General features: G+C 50.1%; 23 protein-coding genes. 17 read left to right on the forward strand and 6 right to left on the reverse strand.

Features of this window, described 5'->3' with window-relative positions; translation table 11 throughout:
- The first annotated feature begins 368 nt into the window (after positions 1–368).
- The 17 genes from purH to A3GK_RS0102605 all read left to right on the forward strand — a co-directional run bounded on the left by purH (position 369) and on the right by A3GK_RS0102605 (position 14,065).
- Entirely contained in the window at positions 369–1,913 is a 1,545-nt protein-coding gene (purH, locus tag A3GK_RS0102530) for a bifunctional phosphoribosylaminoimidazolecarboxamide formyltransferase/IMP cyclohydrolase (protein ID WP_018027962.1), read from the forward strand.
- A 65-nt stretch (positions 1,914–1,978) separates the two neighbouring features.
- Positions 1,979–2,998 carry a rod shape-determining protein gene (gene mreB, locus A3GK_RS0102535; protein ID WP_021903779.1) on the forward strand — a complete coding sequence of 340 codons (1,020 nt, stop codon included), beginning with the start codon at positions 1,979–1,981 and terminating at the stop codon, positions 2,996–2,998.
- 39 nt (positions 2,999–3,037) lie between these two features.
- A complete protein-coding gene (gene mreC, locus A3GK_RS0102540; protein WP_018027964.1) occupies positions 3,038–3,898 on the forward strand; it encodes a rod shape-determining protein MreC in 861 nt (286 codons plus the stop codon).
- On the forward strand, positions 3,895–4,419 hold the full coding sequence (gene mreD, locus A3GK_RS0102545) for a rod shape-determining protein MreD (protein WP_018027965.1): 525 nt from the start codon (positions 3,895–3,897) through the stop codon (positions 4,417–4,419). Before mreC ends, mreD begins: the two co-directional genes overlap by 4 nt.
- Entirely contained in the window at positions 4,416–6,263 is a 1,848-nt protein-coding gene (locus tag A3GK_RS0102550) for a penicillin-binding transpeptidase domain-containing protein (protein ID WP_018027966.1), read from the forward strand. The genes mreD and A3GK_RS0102550 overlap by 4 nt, the downstream gene beginning before the upstream one ends.
- Before the next feature lie 4 nt (positions 6,264–6,267).
- Positions 6,268–7,734: a rod shape-determining protein RodA gene (rodA, locus tag A3GK_RS0102555; RefSeq protein ID WP_018027967.1), complete on the forward strand. Its 1,467-nt coding sequence runs from the start codon at positions 6,268–6,270 to the stop codon at positions 7,732–7,734.
- Between the two features lie 66 nt (positions 7,735–7,800).
- Positions 7,801–8,712 (forward strand): DUF2156 domain-containing protein, encoded by a 912-nt coding sequence (locus A3GK_RS0102560; RefSeq protein WP_018027968.1) that lies wholly within the window; start codon positions 7,801–7,803, stop codon positions 8,710–8,712.
- Complete coding sequence (locus A3GK_RS0102565; RefSeq protein WP_018027969.1) at positions 8,699–9,355, forward strand: GNAT family N-acetyltransferase; 657 nt, start codon at positions 8,699–8,701, stop codon at positions 9,353–9,355. The genes A3GK_RS0102560 and A3GK_RS0102565 overlap by 14 nt, the downstream gene beginning before the upstream one ends.
- Before the next feature lie 816 nt (positions 9,356–10,171).
- On the forward strand, positions 10,172–10,558 hold the full coding sequence (locus A3GK_RS11585) for a hypothetical protein (RefSeq protein ID WP_009126113.1): 387 nt from the start codon (positions 10,172–10,174) through the stop codon (positions 10,556–10,558).
- Positions 10,559–10,719: 161 nt separating this feature from the next.
- Positions 10,720–10,935: a hypothetical protein gene (locus A3GK_RS0102575; RefSeq protein WP_004291535.1), complete on the forward strand. Its 216-nt coding sequence runs from the start codon at positions 10,720–10,722 to the stop codon at positions 10,933–10,935.
- An 11-nt stretch (positions 10,936–10,946) separates the two neighbouring features.
- Positions 10,947–11,168, forward strand: a complete 222-nt coding sequence (locus tag A3GK_RS0102580) for a hypothetical protein (protein ID WP_004291534.1) — start codon at positions 10,947–10,949, stop codon at positions 11,166–11,168.
- 13 nt (positions 11,169–11,181) lie between these two features.
- Positions 11,182–11,598 (forward strand): PcfK-like family protein, encoded by a 417-nt coding sequence (locus A3GK_RS0102585; RefSeq protein WP_004291533.1) that lies wholly within the window; start codon positions 11,182–11,184, stop codon positions 11,596–11,598.
- Positions 11,595–12,926 carry a PcfJ domain-containing protein gene (locus A3GK_RS0102590; protein WP_004291532.1) on the forward strand — a complete coding sequence of 444 codons (1,332 nt, stop codon included), beginning with the start codon at positions 11,595–11,597 and terminating at the stop codon, positions 12,924–12,926. Before A3GK_RS0102585 ends, A3GK_RS0102590 begins: the two co-directional genes overlap by 4 nt.
- A gap of 24 nt (positions 12,927–12,950) precedes the next feature.
- Positions 12,951–13,208: a hypothetical protein gene (locus A3GK_RS0102595; RefSeq protein ID WP_004291531.1), complete on the forward strand. Its 258-nt coding sequence runs from the start codon at positions 12,951–12,953 to the stop codon at positions 13,206–13,208.
- Between the two features lie 19 nt (positions 13,209–13,227).
- On the forward strand, positions 13,228–13,461 hold the full coding sequence (locus A3GK_RS10305; RefSeq protein ID WP_004304291.1) for a DUF3873 domain-containing protein: 234 nt from the start codon (positions 13,228–13,230) through the stop codon (positions 13,459–13,461).
- The gene (locus tag A3GK_RS0102600) at positions 13,458–13,703 is read left to right on the forward strand and encodes a DUF6956 domain-containing protein (RefSeq protein ID WP_004291529.1); all 246 of its coding nucleotides are present in this window, start codon (positions 13,458–13,460) and stop codon (positions 13,701–13,703) included. Before A3GK_RS10305 ends, A3GK_RS0102600 begins: the two co-directional genes overlap by 4 nt.
- Before the next feature lie 53 nt (positions 13,704–13,756).
- Entirely contained in the window at positions 13,757–14,065 is a 309-nt protein-coding gene (locus A3GK_RS0102605) for a hypothetical protein (protein WP_004304290.1), read from the forward strand.
- A gap of 33 nt (positions 14,066–14,098) precedes the next feature.
- On the opposite strand, the gene A3GK_RS11755 is transcribed toward A3GK_RS0102605, so the two are convergent.
- The 6 genes from A3GK_RS11755 to traN form a co-directional block, all read right to left on the reverse strand.
- Entirely contained in the window at positions 14,099–14,488 is a 390-nt protein-coding gene (locus A3GK_RS11755) for a hypothetical protein (protein ID WP_004291527.1), read from the reverse strand.
- Positions 14,489–14,552: 64 nt separating this feature from the next.
- Positions 14,553–15,080, reverse strand: coding sequence for a glycoside hydrolase family protein (locus tag A3GK_RS0102615; protein ID WP_004291526.1), 528 nt, complete (start codon positions 15,078–15,080; stop codon positions 14,553–14,555).
- A complete protein-coding gene (locus A3GK_RS0102620; protein ID WP_004291525.1) occupies positions 15,077–15,580 on the reverse strand; it encodes a DUF3872 domain-containing protein in 504 nt (167 codons plus the stop codon). The genes A3GK_RS0102615 and A3GK_RS0102620 overlap by 4 nt, the downstream gene beginning before the upstream one ends.
- On the reverse strand, positions 15,577–16,479 hold the full coding sequence (locus A3GK_RS0102625) for a toprim domain-containing protein (RefSeq protein ID WP_004291524.1): 903 nt from the start codon (positions 16,477–16,479) through the stop codon (positions 15,577–15,579). The genes A3GK_RS0102620 and A3GK_RS0102625 overlap by 4 nt, the downstream gene beginning before the upstream one ends.
- 7 nt (positions 16,480–16,486) lie before the next feature.
- Positions 16,487–17,062 carry a conjugal transfer protein TraO gene (locus A3GK_RS0102630; RefSeq protein WP_004291523.1) on the reverse strand — a complete coding sequence of 192 codons (576 nt, stop codon included), beginning with the start codon at positions 17,060–17,062 and terminating at the stop codon, positions 16,487–16,489.
- Between the two features lie 2 nt (positions 17,063–17,064).
- The gene (gene traN / locus A3GK_RS0102635) at positions 17,065–18,051 is read right to left on the reverse strand and encodes a conjugative transposon protein TraN (protein ID WP_004291522.1); all 987 of its coding nucleotides are present in this window, start codon (positions 18,049–18,051) and stop codon (positions 17,065–17,067) included.
- Positions 18,052–18,053: the final 2 nt, after the last annotated feature.

Genomic DNA, 18,053 nt, shown 5'->3' on the forward strand with positions numbered 1-18,053 from the left:
AGACCTGTGTATAAAGAGGTACCACACACCCTTGCGACCCCGGCCGAGGGGTCGGACAACCCTATCTCTAGGTCTGACCCCTCAGCCGGGGTCAAGCAGGTGGTGAATATGCTCTTGCACACAGGTCGTTCGGGACTAACGCCCCTCCGACCTGTGCCTATTTAAGAGGGACCTCTGCCGAGGTCCTTACGCCATTATCCTCAACAGATTGTATATCATCATTCGCACAATAGTCTTTTCTAATGCGTAACCCCTGATCTGTGGGGACAAAAGGGTCGGAGTGTCGCTATTTTTATTTAACTTTGCGGAAAACTGTACAGGCACTATTGCAGGGTGCAAAGTAAATCGATTTTATAGAGGGTAAAACTATGTCGGAAAGGCAAATTAAGAGAGCGCTCATCTCGGTATTTAATAAGGAAGGACTGGAGCCCATAGTGAGGGAGCTGGCTGCACTTGGTGTGGAGCTGATCTCTACGGGAGGTACACAAACGTATATTACTGGATTGGGTCTAGAGTGTACGGCAGTGGAGGAATTGACCTCTTACCCCTCTATCCTAGGCGGGAGGGTGAAGACGCTACACCCTAGTATTTTTGGTGGCATCCTCTCCAGAAGAGATAATGCAGACGACGCCAAGCAGTGCGATATGTACGACATCCTGGAGATAGACCTCGTGGTGGTGGACCTTTACCCTTTCGATGAGACTATCGCATCGGGTGGTACGCACGAGGAGATCATCGAGAAGATTGATATCGGTGGAGTGAGCTTGATCCGTGCAGCAGCGAAGAATTACAAGGATGTCCTCATCATTGCCTCTCGCAAGTATTATGGCGCCCTTCTGGAGATGCTACAGAGTGGCAAGGGGGTGACCACTGAGGAGCAGAGGAAGGAAATGGCCAAAGCGGCCTTTGGGCTCACGTCGGAGTACGACAACCACATTCACCACTATTTTGCGGGCTCCAAAGTGACTGAGGAGCTACCTGAGGAGGGCATTGAGCTATCCATTCCTGTGGCTTATCCTCTTCGCTATGGGGAGAACCCTCATCAGGAGGCAAAGTTTTATGGCACAGCCCTTACCGAACGTTTTGAAATCCTCCACGGCAAGCAACTGAGCTACAATAATATCCTCGACCTAGAGGCGGCGTGTGCGTTGATAGAGGACTTCGATGAACCTACCGCTGCGATCATCAAGCACAACACCCCTTGTGGCGTGGCTAGCGACAAAGATATCCACACGGCCTACACCAAGGCACTCGCCTCTGACCCTGTCTCGGCTTTTGGCGGCATCGTGGTACTCAATAGAGGTGTTGACACAGCGTTGGCAGAGGAGCTGGATAAGCTCTTCATTGAGATACTGATTGCACCCGACTACTCTAGCGAGGCACTTGAAATCCTTGAAAAGAAAAAGAATCGTCGCCTACTCATTGACCGTATCGGCTTTGACTCGAGCAAGTACACTTACCGCTCGGCGGTGGGCGGCTTGCTAGCACAAGCTAAGGATAAGAAGATAGAGAGTGCAGAGGAGCTCACCCCTACAAGTGAATACCTGGCAAGTGACGAGGTGGTAGCGGATCTACTCTTTGCGATGAAGATCGTAAAGCACTGCAAGAGCAATGCGATTGTACTGGTGAAGGATGGTCAGCTGATCGGTGCTGGATATGGGCAGACCTCGAGAGTGGACGCCCTAAACCAAGCGGTGGCGAAGGCAAGGGCTATGGGATTTAGCACTGAGGGAGCAGTGCTCAGCAGTGACGCCTTCTTCCCATTCTCCGACTGTGTGCAGCTTGCCAATGAAGCTGGCATCAAGGCGATCATTCAGCCAGGTGGCTCGGTGAGAGACGAGGAGAGCATTGTCTTTGCACGTGACCACAAGATACCAATGTACATGACGGGGGTACGCCACTTTAAGCATTAAAAAGGCAGGGAGAGGGCTTTTATAGAGAAAGAGAAACAAGTATTTAAGACGAGATAGATAATAGTATGGGATTATTCTCATTTACACAGCGGATGGCGATTGACTTAGGTACCGCCAATACCGTGATCATTAAGGAGGGAAAGATTGTCATAGACCAACCTAGCTATATCACGATGAATCGCAAGAGCGAGAAAATCGAATGGGTAGGTAGCGAAGCATATAGGAGGGTAGGAAAGGAAAATAACGACCTTCTGACCGTACGTCCACTACGCGACGGTGTGGTGGCCGACCTCAATGCCACGGAGCATATGATCCGAGGATTTATCCAGATGGCGAGGACCAAAAAGAGTCTATTTCCATCGGCTCTAAAGGTGGTGGTGAGTGTGCCATCGGGCAGTACCGACGTGGAGCTAAGGGCGGTGCGCGATGCTGCTGAAAAGGCGGGCGCCAGCGAGGTATACCTCATTATGGAGCCAATGGCGGCTGCCATCGGCATTGGACTAGATGTACTGGAGCCTAAGGGCAATATGATTGTGGACATTGGTGGAGGTACCACGGAGATTGCAGTGATTTCACTGGGAGGTATTGTCTCCAATAAGTCGATCAAGGTGGCGGGTGATGAATTTACCAACGACATTGTGGACTACATGAAGGCAAAGCACCAAATACGGATAGGCGAACCAACGGCAGAGGAGATCAAGAAGAATGTGGGCTCTGCCCTGCCCGAGCTAGAGGCGGGACCCGATGACTATACAGTAATAGGGCAAGACCTTGCGAGTGTGCTTCCTAAAACCATCACGGTGAGCTATCGTGAGATCGCTGGTTGCTTGGAAAAGTCGGTGCAGAAGATCGAGACGGCTATCTCCAATGCACTTGATGCCACAGCACCTGAGCTCTATGCCGATATCTTTAAGGATGGCGTATACCTCTCTGGTGGTGGTGCGATGCTCAAGGGATTGGACAAGAGGCTACAAGATAAGTTCCAAATCCCTTTCCACGTAGCAGAAGACCCCCTTTATGCGGTAGCAAAGGGAACCCATATTGTACTCGAAAATAGCAATACTTACAGCCAGCTATTTAAGTAGTCAAGGTTGGGCATACCGGTAGCCGACTTGTAGGTAAGTATGGATAAGCTCTTAGAGTTTTTACGCTCCAATGCCCACACCCTGCTATTTGTGGTACTGGAGGTGATAGCACTCCTATTGTTATTCAATGGGAGTGTTTATCGCAATAGTGTACTCCTTAGTAGCACCAATGCCGTTACTGGCACCGTGACGGAGTATGCCAATAAGAGCAATGAGTACCTAGGCCTTAGGGATGCCAATGTAGCCTTGATGAGTAGGAATGCGGTACTAGAGGAGGAAAACCAACGCCTCAAGTATCAGCTCCGTCGCTTGGAGGTGGATTCGCTCACATGGCAAAGGCTCTCCACAGATAGCGTGATACGCCCTTTCCCCTACCAGTACAAGGTGGCTCAGGTGGTAGGCACTACACTCTTTGGTGGTAAAAACTATCTCACAATAGATATGGGTAGCTCCGAAGCGATCCAAAATGACATGGGGGTACTCTCCAATGAGGGCATCGTGGGAGTGGTGGAGACGACAGGGCGTAACTATGCCAAGGTGATTCCTCTGGTGAATAGCGACTTTAAGCTCAATTGCAAGCCCTCGCCGAGAAGTGAATATGTGGGCACTCTCTCGTGGGATGGAAAGGACTTAGAGCATACTTTGCTGACCAATCTCCCAAAGCACGCTCCCTACAATGTGGGGGATAGTGTGGTGACGAGTGGCTACTCTGCCATTTTCCCTGAAGGGCTATTTATTGGCACCGTGGAGGGAGAGGGAGAATCGCCTAACGACAACTTCCGCGCACTGAGGGTGAAGCTAGGGGTTGCTTTCGGCACTCTGAAGTATGTCTATGTGGTTCAGAACTATGAGCGTGAGGAGCGATTGGAGATCGAAGCAGTGGAGAAAGGTGAGCGATGAATAAGCACTACTTTAGTTATACGTTACAGAGCCTACTACTACTACTTTTGCAGGTAGTGGTGATGAATAATATCCGTCTCTTTGGGTACCTGATCCCTATTATTTATCTCTATCCATTGATATTTCTTCCCTACCAAACGCCCCGATGGCTCACCACCCTACTCGGTACTCTTGTAGGGCTTTTGATGGATATGGCGATGAATACCCCTGGGCTGAATATGGCGTCGGCCACCTTGGTAGGTTACCTCCGCAATCCCTTTCTATTTGCCTTCACTGAGGAGCAAGCGATAGAGGATCTTTCGGCTCCTATTCGCCCCTCTATCTACACGATGAAGCGGGGCAAGTATTTGCTATTTATCCTACTGATGGTCCTAACGCACGTTGGCACACTCCTCTTATTGGAGGCCTTCTCCAGCACTCTATTCCTACAGATGGTGCCACATATCCTTGGCTCCACACTGATCACCTGCGTGGTTTTTGCCATCTTTGAGGCATTCTCTAAGCGTAATCACCCTGCATGAAGGATCGCCAAAAGAATAAATTTGCACACCGAAAGTATGCTGTCGGTGCTGCCATATTAGTGGTAGTGCTACTCTACCTAGGTCGTCTTTTTGACCTACAAGTGCTTTCCCCGGAGTATCGAATTGCGGCGGAAGATATTGCCTTTCTCAAGAAGACATTATACCCTTCGCGAGGAATGATCTACGACTGTCGGGGCAACCTAGTGGTCTTCAACAACTCGGCTGCCGACATCCATATCATCTCCAGAGAGGTGGAGCCATTTGATACCCTCGAATTTTGTAGCATCCTCAACCTTGAGCCAGCCGAACTGAGGCAACGCTTTGCGGACCTCCGCAATCGCAAGAAGAATAGAGGCTATTCCCCTTATACACCGCAGCTACTGCTGCCACAGATTAGTGAGGAGGAGGCGGGGCTATTAGAAGAGAAGCTCTATAAGTTTCCTGGATTTTACGTAGTGCACCGCACAGTAAGAGACTACAAGTACGCTGCCGCAGGCTTGATGCTGGGCTATATGGGCGAGGTGAGTCCCAAGGATATTGAGCGTGACCCCTACTACCGCCCTGGAGAATATATTGGCAAGAGTGGTATTGAGCTAAGCTATGAGCGATTTCTGAGGGGCGAGAAGGGCAAAGAAATCTATATCCGCGACGCCCACGGAAGGGTGAAAGGAAAGCGAGATGATAGCGAACTCAATGAAGCACTTACTTCGGGGCATGACCTCACCCTATCTATAGATATGGAGCTACAAGCATATGGGGAGCGGTTACTGGCAGGCAAGCGGGGAGCCATCGTGATGATAGAGCCTAAGAGTGGAGAGGTACGTGCTTTGGTCTCCTCACCCTCTTACGACCCCAAGCTACTGGTGGGGAGGGATCGGGGTAATAACTATAAAGCTCTGGAGGCGAACCCTCAGATGCCGCTCTTTAATAGAGCAATTATGGGAACCTACCCTCCCGGTTCCACCTTTAAGCCAGCACAGGCAGCGGTCTTTTTGCAGGCTGGAGCCCTCTCTGTAAGTGATAGCTACCCTTGCTACCACGGCTACCCACCTCTTAGAAATCGACCTGCCTGCCACGGACACCCCTCCCCCATCTCGCTGATTCCGGCAATTGCCACCTCGTGTAATGCCTACTTCTGCTATGGGCTCCGCAATATGCTGGACGATCGGAAGCTATTCCCCACTACTGCTACCGCCTTTAAGAAGTGGACGGAATCTATCGTCAAACTTGGTTTTGGTTACCCCTTGGGGCTCGACTTACCTGGGGAGAAACGTGGGTTTATCCCAAATAGCCTGATGTATGACAAGATCTATGGAGAGGGCAACTGGCACTCCTCTACCATCATCTCTATCTCAATAGGTCAGGGCGAGATTCTAGCAACCCCTCTGCAATTGGCCAACTTCTGTGCTACGGTGGCCAACAAAGGGTACTTCTATACGCCCCATGTAGTGAAGGGGATATCGGGTCTCCCATCCGATAGCCTCTATGTGGAGCGACACGAGACAGGAATAGATCCCATCTACTTTGATTACATAGACCAAGGCATGCGGGGGGCGGTGACGGGAGGTACCTGCCGAAAGGCCAATCTCCCTGATTTCAAGGTGTGTGGCAAGACAGGAACGGCGGAGAATGTGCACGGCAAGGACCACTCGCTCTTTATTGGCTATGCACCGCAAGAAGACCCACAAGTGGCAGTGGCTGTGATTGTGGAGAATGGTGGATTTGGTGCCACATTTGGTGTGCCAATAGGGCGGCTGATGATGGATTATTATCTCCATGACCACGAGATAGGGGCCGAGTCGAAGGTGTACGAAACGATGATGATGAATAGCATTATTTACTAATTGTATGGGAATCAATAATCATCGACATACCAGTCCGAAACCACTCAAGGGGGTTGACCTCATCACCATTGCTCTCTACCTAGTGATGGTGGCAGCGGGGTGGTTTACGATCTATGCAGCTGGCTTTGATCCCGAACAGACGATTAGGGAAATCACCATCTCGGGCCGCACGCAGTCACAACTCATCTGGATGGGCGTGAGCTTTGCCGCGGGCTTGGCTATCCTCTTAATGGACCGTCGCCTTCTGAGGATGTCGGCCCCACTTCTTTACGCAATTACCCTGCTGATATTGGTGGCGACCATTTTCTTAGCCCCCAATATCAAAGGCTCTCACTCCTGGCTAGTGATCACAGATTCAATACGGATACAGCCGGCCGAATTTGCCAAGGTGACAACGGCGATGATGCTGGCGTGGTGGACCTCGCGGTATGAATTTAATATCTCCAAACCCCGAGAATTGGTGGTGGCTCTATTTATATTCATACTGCCGATACTCATCATTATCCTACAGAGTGAAACTGGATCAGCACTCGTCTTCCTTGCCTTTGTGATTGTGCTCTATAGGGAGGGGCTCACTAGTGCGGTGCCGTTTTTTGGCATTCTACTAGTCACCCTCTTTGTGCTGACCCTGAGGTACAACGGAGTGGTGTGGGGGGCGACCAATGCAAGTCTCCTACTCCTTTCGATAGTCATCTATATTGCAGTGCTTATCACCACAATAGGCTATTGCAAGCTCCCCTATCGGCTGTGGCTTTCCACCTTGATTCCACTTCCAGCGGCTATGCTATTGGCCTTTATTATCAGTTTTTTCAGACCTGTAGACTATGCCCTTTTTGCACTGGTTGCTCTAGGAGTGTTGCTAGTCTTCACACTAGTGCAGAGCTTTCAGCACAAGGGGAAGCACCTTTGGCTCGCCGCCCTTGTGGCAGTTCTGAGCTTAGGACTCACCTCGGGCGTTGATTATTTCTTTGACAAAATACTTCAGCCACACCAACAGACGCGTATCTTGGTCTCCCTAGGCATGAAGGACGATCCTTCGGGTGCGGGGTACAACGTCCGACAAAGCCTTATAGCGATTGGTTCGGGTGGTGCCACTGGCAAAGGGTATCTACAGGGGACTCAGACGAAGCTCTCCTTTGTGCCGGAGCAGGATACCGACTTTATCTTTTGCACGATAGGGGAGGAGTTTGGTTTTATTGGGAGCTTAGTGCTATTGGGGCTTTTCACCGCACTTCTACTGCGCCTCATCTACATTTCGGAGCGTCAGGTAGACCCCTACGTTCGCACCTATGGGTATAGTGTGGCAAGTATTATATTCTTTCACATCACCATCAACATTGGTATGGTGATCGGCCTGATACCAGTAATTGGTATTCCTTTACCCTTCTTTAGCTACGGAGGCTCCTCCCTACTGAGCTTCACAATTCTCCTCTTTATACTCCTTCGGCTCGACCAACGACGTACCGACTAACTTTATATTTGGTATCTTTGCAAACTAAGAGTAAGAACATTATATATAAAAGGATACAAAGCAACCATGGCAGACTTAATAGAGTTTCATAGAGTAGGATTGGAGGATAGGGATCAGATACTGGCTTACCTAGAAGATAATCCCTACTGTAACTGCGACTACTCTTTTGGAAACCTATACAATTGGGGCTTTCTCTACCTCACCTCTGTGGCTTTTCACAAAGAGATGATGCTGATACGCTTTAGAAGCTTCGATACTGGCAACCAAGCTTATCTGATGCCTATTGGCAAGGGGAACCTGGTGGAGGTGCTGAAGGATATGGAGCATACAAGCAAGATGGAGGGGCACCCGCTCATTCTAATGTCGGTGCAGGACTCCGCTATTGAGCTACTAGAGCAGACCAAGCCAACCTCTCTCAAAATCTTTAGCAACAGAGACAATGCCGATTATCTCTACGACCGTGAGAAGCTAGAGACCCTCTCTGGGAAAAAGCTACAGAGTAAGCGCAATCATATCAATCGGTTCAAGCGTCAGTATCCCGACTATACCTACGAGCCAATCTCCGATGAGAATGCCAATGAGTGCATCGCTCTGGAGAACCGTTGGTATGCTGATACCGAGACCACGCCAGGGATGGCGGACGAGCGGAAAATGGTAATGAAGGCGCTCAAGGAGTGGAAGGAGATAGGGCTCCGTGGCGGCTGTATCAGAGTGGAGGGCAAGGTAGTGGCGTTTACCCTAGGGATGCCAATTAGCCACGCCTGCTTTGGAGTGCATATCGAAAAGGCAGATACCGACTATGATGGCTCCTTTACCATTATCAATCAAGAGTTTGTGAGCCACCTCCCAGAGCAGTATGTTCGCATCAATAGAGAGGAGGATCTAGGGTTGGAGGGACTGCGGAAAGCAAAGCTATCCTATCAGCCCATGAAGATATTGGAGAAGCACAAGGTGGCTATTTCGTATGAAGAGGATTGAGTATAGCAGCTCAGACAATCGGCTCAATCAGCAAATACTACAGTTACTTGCCGAGTGCTTTGGCCCTCAATATCACCACTATTACCTTCTGCAGCTAGAGCATCTCCCTTCGCCAAAAACGACTAAAATACTTGGCAATGACCGAGGGGATATCATCGCTTTCACGCAGGTGGTAGAGTATCTCTACCGCACTGGAGATGGAAAGGCACCTCTTCGCGTAGCCTACCTCTATAGTGTCTGCACCGCCAAAGCGGAGCAAGGCAAGGGGGTGATGAAGCATTTTATCAAAGAGATACTCGAGGAGCTAGCAGCGGAGGGGTATGCCATGGCTTTTCTAGTTCCTGCCGAGATTTGGCTCATTGACTACTACAAGCGGTTGGGCTTTAAGTGGGAAGCGACCGACGTTTATGCCAAGATACCACGCGATACCACCCCACTCATCTATCCTGGAGAGGCAGCCAAGGAGTACCTTGAAGCGGTGAGGAAAATGGAGCGACAGACCATAAGCCAAGCAAAGTTTGAAGCACAAAAGCAGAGAGAATGGCAACCTCTAGTACCACCGGTATTGGGCTGGATGAGCTATCCCCTCACCGAAAAACTACCCCAATTACCACCCACATTCCTCTTACTCCCCCTTACCTGAGAAGGAGAGTAGAGCATATTCCGAAATGTCTATGAACGCTTGCAGTAGCCGCCTACTGCTAAATGAACTTGCGGGTCGGACAATAGGGTCTAGGACATCAAAATTAATCCTAGAATAGGCTGTCCGACCCACAAGGGGTCGTGGGTTGTGGGTGCCTTATTTACCCCCATTCATCGGCTCTGCGAGCCTCGAATGGGGGCTACAACAAATCGGACCTCCGCAGGAGGTCCTTACCATAGACATTCCGATGAACGCCACTCAGACAGACCTTCCCAACGCATGCCAGCCGAACACCGCAAAATACTTACTTTTAGGTATTGCGAGACTTGGCCATACCTCGTACCTTTGCATCAAGAAGTTACGAAAAGAGTGTAATTTATTGGAAATGAGCGTAGGTTAATTGCTCTTGATAGTAATAGGTTACGATTTAGTTAGTTATCTACTGCATTATCCTTCTGCGCGTTGCGTAACCTTCAAAGAACTCTTCGTATGCAAAAGTAGCTATTTAATTCGAGATTTTGATATAAACTCCCGTTTTTTATCCCCTCATTCATAAGAATTTTCCGTAAAAGCGGTATTGTCCGTCGGCACACCATTGCCCAAAACGAGTTTGGAACAAACGTGTGCCGACTACCGCATAGCTGGAGAAAAGGGCATTGCCTCACGCCTAAACGATGTTTAGACAGATGAAGCAATGCCCCTTTCTTTTGCGCCTATGCCAAGAGGTGCTTTTACGGGTTTTCAAATGATTTTTCTTTTTTCGCTGTCTCTTTTGCCGGAAGCGGAAAGTGAATGCAGAGTGTGTCAGCCTGCCCCATGAATGAAACAGGCGCCCACACACAGCCGGACAAACCGGGAAGAATGATTGTTGCCACCCGGCTGAACAAGTTCCGTCGGATCGGAAACAATCATACTTCCTTTGTTGTGGTTTGCCCTTTTCACGCTTCCGGTGATGTCTTTTTCCTTTTGGTGATTCTTTTTTTTACGGATTTTCCCCTGAAGTTTTTTTCTACACAATCTGCCTCTGTTTTCGTTTACCTCCATTTTGCGCCTTTCAGTAAGCCGCATCAGTCAGTCATTTTCGTTCTGGGCGCAAAGGTAATTCCGGGATTGGACGGGAAAGCAAGGTCAAGCCTCCTGTTTTCGGTAAAAATCTCCAGCCCTGCGGGTAGTATTTTGACCGAAAAACCTTGCATTCCCTAATCCCTACCTTTTCAAGCACCCGAAACGAAAACGACCGATGCGACAGAAAGACGCATAAAAAAAATGTCGGATAAACGAGAGGCAGATAAGATAGTTTGAAACTCAACTCCCTCAGCTCTTGAATCCGCATTAAAAACAAAAAAATCAAAAACAGCGAAGATATGACGGCAACGGCAAATTTCAGACAAATGGCGCAACACATCGGGTTGGCGATATGCGGCTTGATGATGCGCACCGCCTTCGGGGTGTTCGGCATCCTTTGGGGCATCATCAGAGAGATTGTAAACGGAGTGTTCCGAGTGGCGATAGGTGTAATCGTGGCTATCCTTTCCACCATTGCCTTCTTTGGCTTCATCCTTTGGTTATTCACCCTTTAACCCTTACCGACATGGCAAAAAGAAACAGCAAGACGGCAGCGCAGCAGTGCAGATATTACGAGGTGGACAACATCTTCGTGTATATGGTGGAAACGTACATCAACGGCAATTTTGAAACTTTCCGAAGATTGTACCACGAACTGAACAAGGACGCACGGAGGGATTTCATGGACTTCCTTCTCAGCGAGGTAGAGCCGACCTATTGGAGAGAGATACTGAAACAGATAATCTAAAAATGACAGCGATATGAAAGGAACAGACCATTTCAAGAGAACGATATATATGTACTTGGAACAGCGTGCGGAGGAAGATGCGCTATTTGCAAAGAAGTACCGCAACCCTGCCAAGAACATGGACGAGTGCGTGACCCACATTCTGAACTATGTGCAGAAAAGCGGTTGCAACGGTTTCACGGACGGAGAGATATTCGGGCAAGCCATCCACTACTATGAGGAAAACGAGATAGAGGTGGGCAAACCGATGGACTGCCAAGTGGTTGTGAACCACGTTGTGAAACTCACGGCAGAGGAAAAGGCGGAGGCACGTCAGAACGCTGTCCGCAAATACCAAGAGGAGGAACTCCGCAAGTTGCAGAACCGCCACAGACCGTCAGCGAGAAAAGAAAACCAACCCCAACCCTCATTATTTGATTTAGGCTTATGAAACCGAAGACCAAGATACAGAAAGAGGTGGCAAGACTTTCCGCCAACCTTCGCCCCATATCAGCGACACAAATAGATTGGGCATACCGCCACTGCGTTGAGCATATCGGCTACCGCACCAAGAAAGGGAACATCACCTGTTCCGACTGCGGTCACGAGTGGCACAGCGACAGCGGACTATGCGACACCCTTGAAGGCTGCACCTGCCCCAAATGCCATGCCGAACTCAAAGTGCAGGACACACGCAGACGCATCTACAAGGAAACGCAGAATTTCAGCGTGATAACCACCTGCAAAGGGTATCAGGTAATCCGCGTGGCGCAGGTCAGATGCGAGAGCAGGAAAGGCGAACCGATGCGTTTCTACTGCCACGAGGTCGTGCAGCGTTGGATTTCACCCGACGGCAAGGTTACGGACATGGCGTTGCTCCGTGGCTTCCTTTTCTGCTATTGCGATGTGTGGGCATTAGGCAGCGATATGGAGGTAAGACCGCACAACAGCCTATACGATGATGTGGTGGCAAGAAGCTGTGCATATCCAAAGATGAGGATATTGCCCCAACTCAGACGTAACGGCTTCAAGGGCGATTTCCACGGCATCTCCCCCGTGCGTCTTTTCAAAGCCTTGCTTTCAGACCCAAGAATTGAAACCCTTATGAAAGGCGGTGAGATTGAGGTCATGAAACACTTTCTTTTCAATACCCGTACTGCCGATGAATGTTGGGCATCATATCTGATTGCCAAGCGTCACAAGTATCAGATAGACAACCTCTCAATGTGGTGCGACTATCTGCGTATGCTCAAAAAACTCGGTCAAGACCTCCGTAACCCGAAGAACATCTGTCCCGAAGATTTCATGGCGGCACACGACAACGCAACCCGAAAAATTGAAGCCATACACGAGAAGGAAAGAGCCGCAGAGCAACGCCGTTGGGAGATTGAAAGGCGTGAGCGTGAGCAACAGCGACAACTCCAACGAAAGAAAGATGCGGAGGATTTCATCGCCAACAAATCCAAATTCTTCGGCTTGGTAATCACGGACGAGGAAATAATCGTCAAGGTGCTTGAAAGCATAGACGAGTATTACAACGAGGGCAAGACGCAGGGCATCTGCGTGTTTGGCAGTGGATACTACAAGAAAGCCGACACCCTCATACTATCGGCAAGGATTGGCGATGAGATTATTGAAACCGTAGAGGTGGACTTGCGAACCCTCGAAGTGGTGCAGTGCCACGGCAAGCACAACCAGGACACCGAATATCACGAGCGCATCATAGACCTTGTGAACAAGAACGCCAACCTTATCCGTGAGCGGATGAAAGCGGCATAGCATAACCCCTAAAACAACATTGATATGGAAGTAAGAATTGAAAGTATGATTTGTGTGTGGGATGATGCAATCCCCACGATGTTCCTTGAATTTGTGAACCTCCTCACTCTCACAACGAGTGAGGGGGAATTGAGAAAGAGCGTAAAGGAGTTTGCCGAGAAGCACGAACTTGACAAGTTTTTCCTTTACGGCTTCGGCTCACACCATTTCTACCTGCACCAACGCTACACAAGCAACCCCGAAATGGTGATGAAGAACAGAGTTCTGTCAGTACATTTTTAACCATCTAAAAAGCAACATTATGACAACACGAATGACCATCAACGGAGTAAGCACCTGCGCGGAAGCAGGTACGGAGAAATACGAGCGTTTCCAATCGGGTATCGGAAGACGCAGGCGGACACTTGTGCAGTACGACTACCGCCACCCCATAGACAGAGAATTGTTCTCTTGTGTCAAACCCACGTTGGACGAGTGCCGAGCCGCACGGGACAAGTGGCTGAACGCAAAGAAGGGAAAGGAGGACAGACTATGAACACGACCTATCAAACGCTGATAGTCAAGTTCAGCGAACCTATCACGGCATTGGACGGTATCTTTGACGATACCGGAGCGTGGGGAACGGACACCCTCAAGGGGTGGATAGATGATTACGAAAGCACACGTTTCACCGCCACCGACAGCCATACGGCAGTCATCACGAGCGAGTACAATATGGAATGTGTGAAAGAGTGGCTACAACGGCAGACCCCCATTTCCGAAATGCGAGAATTTTGAACGGGATGGCGGTGTCCGCACCGCCAATACTTAAAACCCTAAAAACAAAAGATATGATAGCCAAGACGATATTACAGCAGATAGGCGGAAAACGCTTCACCGCCATGACAGGTAGCCGTGATTTCATAGATATGGGCAACGGCTTACGGATGAGCCTTGCAAGGAACAAAACAAGTGCCAACCGCCTTGACATCATCTATGACGAAGGGGCAGACCTCTACAATATGCGCTTCTACCGCAGGACGTTCAGCAAAAAGACCTTTGAGTGCAAGACAAAGGACATTGCCGTACACGAGGGTATCTATTTTGATATGCTGGAGGAAATGTTCACGATGGTGACGGGACTTTACACACGCTTTTGAGTGGCGGGGCGGCGAGAGCCGCCCTACTTTCTTTCAGTGAGCATGATGGCGGACAAAGAAAGTAGCAAAGAAACCTTTGTCCAATCTGCGATAACTAAAAAATCCGCAAGTAAAACTTGCGGAGGCTATATATTGGGTCGTTATTTTTTGGTGGAGGGGAATGATAATCTCGAACCGTTGAACTACACATTTCTGCTTCGTCTCCATTTCCCCCAACGATTTGATACGTTCAATCATTTTTGTTGTTCCTTTCTGAATTTTCCTAAATACTTTCTTCATAATTTCGCTATACTTTTTATGGTTAATAACTATGTTTTGTATTGCTCTCACAACACTTACAACTTGAAGTGTTATTTGGAAACCGATAGGCAAAAATGGCTCAACGATGTCAATTAACGAGAAAATCCTACGATAATCTATCAAGTGATAGAGCAAAAGACGTGCCAAGTTAAATATGGCACGTCTTTTGCCAGTTTTGTCAGTCCTTTTATGGGATATACAACAGCGCAAACTCCGCCTTTCTCCGTTTGAGCAGCATGGCGTGGCGTTTTCCTTTGTAGTTGCAGAAGGCTATATACTCACGGTAGATGTTCCTGTCACCAGCTTCCAGCTTCTTGATTAAGGTGCTTTTGGGGATTGTTTTGCTGCCTAACAGCTTCGCCGGTCCCACATTGTAAGCTAACGTGCCAAGCAAAATCGAATCAACCCCGAATTTACGGAACATGGCGACAAATTTGCGCAGGTCTTTCCGCAAAAGTTCATCCGCATCCCGTTTTGTCATGGTTCGTGCCGAATACTTCTCGTTTGGCAAAAGTTTGTGACCCCAACCGACGTATGGGTAGTGTTTTTCTGAGTGCCAGCCTTCAAAGTAGCGGCAGCATAAAAAAGCACGTTCCATAAGCGGCAGTCGGTAGATTGCCGCCTGCCCGTCCGTTCCCTCTTGGCGGCTGATCTGCGCGGACACAGAACAGACCGTCAGAAGTGAACAGAGCATTGTCATGAATACACGCATCATTTCAACAAGGGGCTGAAGTTGCCGATGGGAACGATGGTAAGATCGTCGTCCTTTACATTCCTGTTGTTGAAGTCAAATTCCAGTTCGTAGGAGTTGCTAAAGTTATCCTCCACCACCACGATGAAATTATGCGCCTCATCACCCGCCGCCGTGTAGTACAGGCGGAATTTTTCGTTCTCCAGCAGGTAGCGGTCGTTAGGCAGGAAGGTGATGCCGTTATCCATTTTGAGCGAGCCTTCCCCCTCGAACTGGAAATAGCGGATGGTATAGAGCGTACCCGAAAAGTCGCCCTCCTTTTTCAGTTCACAGCGGATTTCCACTGTCTGCCCCTTTACTACCTTGTTCGGCACGGGCATGACCTCCACCGTGAAGGGATAGGACTGCTGGATGTCCATGTCATCGTCACATGACACGAGGGTGAATGACATGGCGGCTATCAGGCATAACGCCACTGCCTTGAATATTGATGTTCTCTTGTTTCTGTTGTTCAGTATGTTCATTGTTCTTCGATTTTTAGATGGTTGTTTTTCTGTTTTTTCGTTGTCAGTTGCAGGTACTCGTTCAAGTCCTTGCAACCGTCATAGAGGGAGGAACGGTCGGTGACACGTTCCCCGTATCGCATGGTAAGTGCGGCAAGCGTCCGCCGTCCGGCTTCGTCACGGTCGAGGAAGCAGCCGATGCGCCCGTATCCGTCCAGCAATCCCGCCGCCTTCTCCACGTTGGCGACTGAGTTCAGCACAAGACAGTCAGCGTTACCGGTTACACCAAGCGTCACGGCAGAGAGAAAGTCCATGAAGCCCTCGAACACGAGGCACTCGTCAGCCGGGATGTCATTCGCCTTTACCAGTGATACAGACTTCGGAGGTATGCAACCCTTGAAATATCGGCTTCTGACTTCATAGCCACCTGCCATGTTCGGAAAGCCAACGGCAAAATACCGTTTCCCACGCACACCGTAGTTCAAGCGGCAGCAGTGACGGGATGCGATGGCGTAAGGGATGCCCCGTTCCTCTAAATACTCCGTCAGCAGTGAGCGGAGCAGCGGAGCGACCTCCACATCCTCAAAAACGGATTCGGTCGGCTTCGAGAGATAGACGGGCTTTTCCCATCCGGCAACCGTCATATTGGCGGCTTCCGCTATGAACTTCGCTTGCTTCATGAAGTCATCGCTTTGCAGAAACTCCCCGGCAAGCGTGAAGATGTCGCCGCCCTTGCCCAAACCGAAGTCGTACCAGAGCTGTTTCGCCACGTTCACACGGAAAGAGGATGTGCGCTCGCCCCTGTACGGGGCAAGATACCACAGCTCGTTACCGCTCCTTCTGACAGGCTCATGCCCCAGCCGTGCGAGAAAATCCGCAAGCGGCATCCTTCTGACAGCATCTATTTCCGTCCTTTCCATGCCCGTGTCAGTTGATGATGAACTTGATACCGACCCCGAACTGCGTGTGGAACTTCCGTGTGTCGCCACCCCAAAGGCAACGCTCCCGCAGGTTGGCAAGCAGGGCGATACGGTCTGCCACGTAACACTCCACATCGAGCGTCAGCGCACCGCCGTAGATGAAGGCGTCCCGGTCGTGCAGCGTGGAGCCGTCATGCAGCACCTTCTTCCCCCAATTTACCGCCTCATATCCGGCGAGAGCCGAAGCCCCGGCATAGACGAAAACAATCTTTCGGGCGTCCGACAGTATCTTGAAGTAATAGCCGCCCTCCGCCGTGAACTGCGCCACGGGTATCTTGGTGTCCTTGTAGGGATTGTTCTTCAACAGGTATTCGCCACCGAACACCCACTTGTTCCCCTTCTTCGTGTAGGTGGAGAGAGCCGCCCCGAAGCTGTACCCGCCGTCCTTGCCGCCGAGATTGAAGCCGTCCGCCATGTCCGCCCTCACCTCGATGCCCTGCATCTTCGGCAGACACCGCTGGGCGTGCGCCTGCCCTGTAAAAAGGGCAAGCGACGCGATGATTATTGCGATGTACTTTCTCATGGTCAGCGTACTTGAAGTTCGTTGATGGTACCCGCGCGTACCAAATCCTCGTTCTCAATCACGAAGGACTGGTGACGGCCGCCGTTCTTCTCGTTCAATTCCACCACGAGGCACTTGTCATCGGGGATGGTGAACTTCGCCATCGTGAAGACCGTGCGCTCGCTCTTTTTGCCCGGCACGAGGGTGGCGTAGTTCTGCGCGCGGAGCGGCAGAATAATCTGCTCCTGCACGGCAGTACGCTTCGCAACCTTCTTGTCCACGATTTTCCAAGTGATGTAGTCCACATCGAAAGGCACGTTGCTCTGGTTCTTTATCTCCGTGTGGAAATAAAGCAAGCCGTTGTGCGTGTAGATGCCTTTCAACAGGTATTGGATGCCGAAACGCTTGCAGCCGATATGCTTCACCTCGCGCTTGTTCTGTTTGTGGATGGACTTCATGATAAGGCGCACCAGCATCGGGCTTTCGCTGCCCAGCTCTTTCAGATAGATTTCCTGCGCGTTGTTCGGGCGGTTCACCGTGCTGCCGTCATGGATGAAGTCGCACATCTCCACGTTGAGCAACAGCGGTTCGGCGGCGTACTTCACGTTGAAGGTGTAGAAACTGCCGTCCTCCGTGATGACGGACATATTCGTTTCGTTGGGAAAATTCCTTACGGTAGCCTTCACACGGATGATGTTCTCCGCTCCGTCGGCTTTCCCGGCAATCAGGTCGGGCGAGCCTAAATCGACATAGCGCACCTCCGCCGGAAAAATGACGTGGACGGTCTTGTCGTAGGTCACTTCCAGACCGTGCGGCGGTATCATGCGGTCGAAGGTCAGCTTGCGTGACAGCCCGTGATATAGGTCGCCGTCCGCCTCCTTCTGCGGATAGACCTCCTTCGTCAAGGTCGGTTGTTCACTTCCGTTGGTCGTTTCAACGGTTACATTCTCCTGCGCGTTGGCAGTTATGATGCCCATAGCGAGGGCAAACATGATGATTACTTTTCTCATTA

Origin of the sequence: Porphyromonas somerae DSM 23386 (assembly GCF_000372405.1) — a bacterium.
Taxonomy (GTDB): Bacteria; Bacteroidota; Bacteroidia; order Bacteroidales; family Porphyromonadaceae; genus Porphyromonas_A; species Porphyromonas_A somerae.